Below are 5,222 nucleotides of genomic sequence, written 5' to 3'. Positions count from 1 at the left end.
GCGCCCGTCGCGGGCGTCCCGGGCGACCTCGCCGCCTGCGTGCTCTCGGCCCGCGACGACGCCGCCCTGCGCGAGCAGGCGCGCCGGCTGCGGACCCTCGCCGACGACGAGCCGGACCTGACCGTCGCCGACCTCGGCCGGGCGCTCGCCACGGGACGGAGCGCCTTCGAGCACCGCGCGGTGCTGCTGCCCGGCGACCGCGACGGCCTCCTCGACGCCCTCGACGCCCTCGCCGACGACGAGCCCTCCGCCGCCGTCGTGCGCGGCGTCGCCCGCGGCGGCCGGACCGCCGTCGTCTTCTCCGGTCAGGGCGCGCAGCGCGCCGGGATGGGCCGCGAGATGTACGCGGCGTTCCCGGCCTTCGCCGCCGCGTTGGACGAGGTGTGCGGGCACCTGGATCCGCTGCTGCCGCGCCCGTTGCGGGAGGTGCTGTTCGCGCCGGACGGTTCCGTCGAGGCGGAGCTGCTGGACCGGACGGTGTTCACCCAGGCCGGGCTGTTCGCCGTCGAGGTGGCGCTGTTCCGCCTCGTCGAGTCGTTCGGCGTCGCGCCGGACCTGGTCGCCGGGCACTCCATCGGCGAGGTGGCCGCCGCCCACGTCGCCGGCCTGTTCACCCTGGCCGACGCGTGCGCGCTGGTCGCGGCGCGGGGCCGGCTCATGCAGGCGCTGCCGGCCGGCGGCGGCATGCTCGCCGTGGCCGCCGCCGAGGACGCGGTCGCCGAGTCGATCGCCGGGCTCGCCGACCGGGCCGGCGTCGCCGCCGTCAACGGCCCCGCCGCCGTGGTGGTCTCCGGCGCCGCCGAGGCCCTGGCCGAGGTGGAGCGGACCTGGCAGGAGCGGGGCGTCCGCACCCGCCGGCTCACCGTCAGCCACGCGTTCCACAGCCCGCTGATGGAGCCGATGCTCGACGAGTTCCGGCAGGTGCTCGACGGGCTGACGTTCCACTGGCCCGCCCTGCCGATCGTGTCGAACCTGACCGGCCGGGTCGCCGACCCCGACGAGATCGGCACCGCCGACTACTGGGTCCGGCACGTCCGGGAGACCGTCCGGTTCGCCGACGGGGTCGCGGCCCTCCGCGACCGCAACGTGCGTACGTTCCTCGAACTCGGCCCCGACGCGGTGCTCGCCGGCATGGTGCGCGCCTGCCTGCCCGACGACGACACGGCGGCGGTCGTGGCGGCGCTGCGCCCCGGCCGCCCCGAGCCGGCGTCGCTGGTCCACGCGCTGGCGGAGCTGTACGCGCACGGCACGCCCGTCACCTGGACGGCCCTCCTGCCGGCCGCGACCCGCCCGGTCGACCTGCCGACGTACCCGTTCCAGCGGCAGCGCTTCTGGCCCGCCGTGGGCCGGCCGCGCGCCGGCGACGTCAGCGGCGCCGGCCTCGGCGTGGCGGAGCACGGGCTGCTCGGCGCGGCGGTGGACCTGGCCGGCGACGACGAGATCGTGCTGACCGGCCGGATCTCCCTGGCCACCCACCCCTGGCTGGCCGACCACGTGGTCTCCGGCGTGCCGCTGGTCCCGGGCACGGCCCTGGTCGAGCTGGCCGTACGCGCCGGCGACGAGGCGGACCTGCCGCGGCTGCGGGACCTCACGGTGCTGGTGCCGCTGCTGCTCCCCGAGTCGGGGGGCGTACGGATCCAGGTGCGGGTCTCCGCGTCGGAGTCGCCGCAGCGCCCCGTCGCCGTCTACTCCCGCCCCGACGACGACCCGGAGGCGGGCTGGACCCGGCACGCGGAGGGCGTGCTGGAGCCGGCGACGGCCGACGAACCGCAGCCGGCCGCCTGGCCGCCCGCCGGCGCCACCGAGGTGGACCTGACCGGCTGGTACCCGGCGCTGCTCGGGCACGGCCTGGCGTACGGGCCGGCGTTCCAGGGGCTGCGCCGGGTCTGGACCGGCGAGGACGACGTCTACGCCGAGGTGGCCCTGCCGGACGAGGCGGCGACGGAGGCGGCGCGCTTCGGGGTGCACCCGGCGCTGCTGGACGCGGCCCTGCACCCGATCGGGCTGCTGCCCGGCACCGAGGAGTCGGGCGGGCCGCGCGTGCCGTTCGCGTTCGAGGGCGTGCAGGTGCACGCCTCGGGCGCGCGGCTGCTGCGGGTGCGGCTGACCCGCAACGGCTCCGGGGTGCGGCTGACCGCCCGCGACGAGGCGGGCGCGCCGGTGGTGTCGGTCGACTCCCTCGTCCTGCGGGAGCTGACCGGCGTCGCCGCCCCGAGCGCGGCGTCGCGCTCCCTGTTCGAGGTGGCCTGGCAGGCCGAGGAGGTCGACCCGGTCGACGACGCGTCGGGCTGGGCGGTGCTCGGCGGGCCGGCCCTGCCGGGCGTCCCCGGCGGCCCCTCCGCCGAGACGATCAGGCAGCTCCGCGCCGCCATCGACGCCGGCATCGCCCCGCCGCGCCTGCTGCTCTTCACGCCGGCCGCGTCGCCCGCCGACGACGGCGACCCGGCGCAGGCCGTACGCGCGGTCACCGCTGACGTGCTGGGCCTGGTGCGGGCGTGGCTGGCCGTCGACGCGCTGGCGGACTCGACGCTCGTGGTGGTGACCCGGGGCGCGCTGGCCGTCCGCGACGAGGACCGCGTGACCGACCTGGCCGCCGCGGCGGTGTGGGGGCTGCTGCGCTCCGCGCAGTCCGAGCATCCGGGCCGCATCGTCCTCGCCGACGTCGACGACGCGGTGGACCCGGGCGTACTGGGCATCCTGGCCCGCTTCGCCGCCGACCCGGTCGGCGGCCAACTGGCCGTGCGCTCGGGCGAGGTGTTCGTGCCGCGCCTGGTGCGCGCGGTCGCCCCGGCTGCGGCGGGCGGCCCGGTGGTGGGTGACGGCGCGGTGCTGGTGACCGGCGGTACGGGTGCGCTCGGGGCGCTGGTGGCGGAGCATCTGGTGTCGGTGCACGGCGTGCGCTCGCTGGTGCTGGTGTCGCGGCGTGGTCCGGCGGCCGGGGGTGCGGGTGAGCTGTCGGAGCGGTTGTCGGCGTTGGGTGCGTCGGTGCGGGTGGTGGCGTGTGACGTGACGGACCGGGATCAGGTGTTCGGCCTGGTCGGCGAGATCGCCGTCGGGGGCCGGTTGGCGGGTGTGGTGCACACCGCCGGCGTCCTGGACGACGGGGTGGTCGAGGGGCTGACCGGGGGCCGTCTGGCGGGGGTGTTGGCGCCGAAGGTGTCGGCGGGGTGGTTCCTGCACGAGGCGACGGCGGGCCTGGACCTCGACTTGTTCGTGGTGTTCTCGTCGGTGGCGGGTGTGTTGGGTTCGCCGGGGCAGTCGGCGTATGCGGCGGGTAACGCGTTCCTGGACGGGTTGGCGGTGTGGCGGCGGCAGCTCGGGTTGCCGGCGGTGAGCCTGGCGTGGGGCATGTGGGACACCGCCGGCATGGCCGCCTCCCTCGACGAGGCGGACCGGGCGCGCACCGCACGCGCCGGGATCCGGGCGATGAACGCCCGCACCGGCCTGGAGCTGTTCGACGCCGCCGTGGCGGCGGAACGCGCGGTGCTGGTGCCGGCCGCGATCGACGTACCCGCGCTGCGGGCGGCGGCCGCCGGCGCGGTCGTACCGCCGATGCTGCGCAACCTGGTCGACGCGCCGACGACCCGCCGCCGGGCCGGGCAGGGCGCCCCCGGTGGCTGGGCCGACCGGCTCGCCGGCCTCAGCGCCGAGGACGGCCTCGCGCAGGTCGACCAGATGGTCCGGGGCCTCGTCGCGCAGGTCCTCGGGCACGGCGGCGCCGAGGCGGTGCCGGCCGACCGGGCCTTCAAGGACCTGGGCTTCGACTCGCTGACCGCCGTCGAGCTGCGCAACCGGGTGAACGGCGCGACCGGCCTGCGCCTTACCTCGACCCTGGTGTTCGACTACCCGTCCCCGCAGGTCCTGGCGGCCCACGTGTACGCGGAACTCGCCGGCACCCGGCCCGGCGCCGTCGCCGCCGACGAGGCGGCGGCCGGCGACGCCGACGAGGCGATCGCGATCGTCGGCATGGCCTGCCGCTACCCCGGCGGGGTCGAGTCCCCCGACGAGCTGTGGAAGCTGGTCAGCGCCGGCGGGGAGGGCATCGGGGAGTTCCCGGCCGACCGCGGCTGGGACCTGGAGTCGCTGTACGACCCGGACCCCGACCACGCCGGCACCTCGTACACCCGGCACGGCGGCTTCCTGTACGGCGCGGCCGAGTTCGACCCCGGCTTCTTCGGCATCTCGCCCCGCGAGGCCCTCGCCATGGACCCGCAGCACCGGCTGCTGTTGGAGGCGTCCTGGGAGACGTTCGAGTCGGCGGGCCTGGACCCGGCGGGACTGCGGGGCAGCCGCACCGGCGTGTTCGCGGGCGTGATCTACCACGACTACTCGACGCGGCTCATGGAGACGCCGGAGGTCGAGGGCTACGTGGGCACCGGGAACTCGGGCAGCGTGCTGTCGGGCCGGGTGGCGTACACGTTCGGCCTGGAGGGGCCGGCGGTCACCGTCGACACGGCGTGTTCGTCGTCGCTGGTGGCTTTGCACCTGGCCGTGCAGGCGTTGCGCAGCGGCGAGTGCGATCTGGCGTTGGCCGGGGGCGTGACGGTGATGGCGACGCCGGGCACGTTCGTCGAGTTCTCGCGGCAGCGTGGTCTGTCGGCCGACGGCCGGTGCCGGTCGTTCGCGGCGTCGGCCGACGGCACGGGCTGGTCCGAGGGCGTCGGCGTGCTGCTCGTGGAGCGGCTGTCGGACGCGCGGCGCAACGGGCACCGCGTGCTGGCGGTGGTACGCGGCAGCGCGGTGAACCAGGACGGCGCGTCGAACGGGCTGACCGCGCCGAACGGCCCGTCGCAGCAGCGGGTGATCCGGCAGGCCCTCGCGAACGCCCGGCTCTCGCCGGCCGACGTCGACGCCGTCGAGGCGCACGGCACCAGCACCACCCTCGGCGACCCGATCGAGGCCCAGGCGGTCCTCGCCACGTACGGGCAGGACCGGCAGGGCCGGGAGCCGCTGTGGCTCGGGTCGATCAAGTCGAACATCGGCCACGCCCAGGCGGCCGCCGGTGTGGCCGGTGTGATCAAGATGGTGCTGGCGATGCGGCATGGTCTCGTCCCGCCGACCCTGCACGTGGACGAGCCGTCGCCGCACGTGGACTGGTCGGCCGGGGCGGTGGCCCTCGCCACCGAGCCCACCCCGTGGCCGCAGGTGGACCGGCCGCGTCGGGCGGCGGTGTCGTCGTTCGGCATCTCCGGCACGAACGCGCACGTGATCATCGAGCAGCC

Annotated in this window: 1 protein-coding gene; it reads left to right on the top strand. The window is 76.9% G+C overall.

The features are described from left to right. Window positions 1-5,222, top strand: a 5,222-nt coding sequence (locus ACWENR_RS29455) for an SDR family NAD(P)-dependent oxidoreductase (protein ID WP_452280211.1), incomplete at both ends; no start/stop codon positions are given.

The organism is Micromonospora sp. NPDC004336, from assembly GCF_053602615.1.
This window is presented reverse-complemented; position numbering and strand designations above follow the sequence as displayed.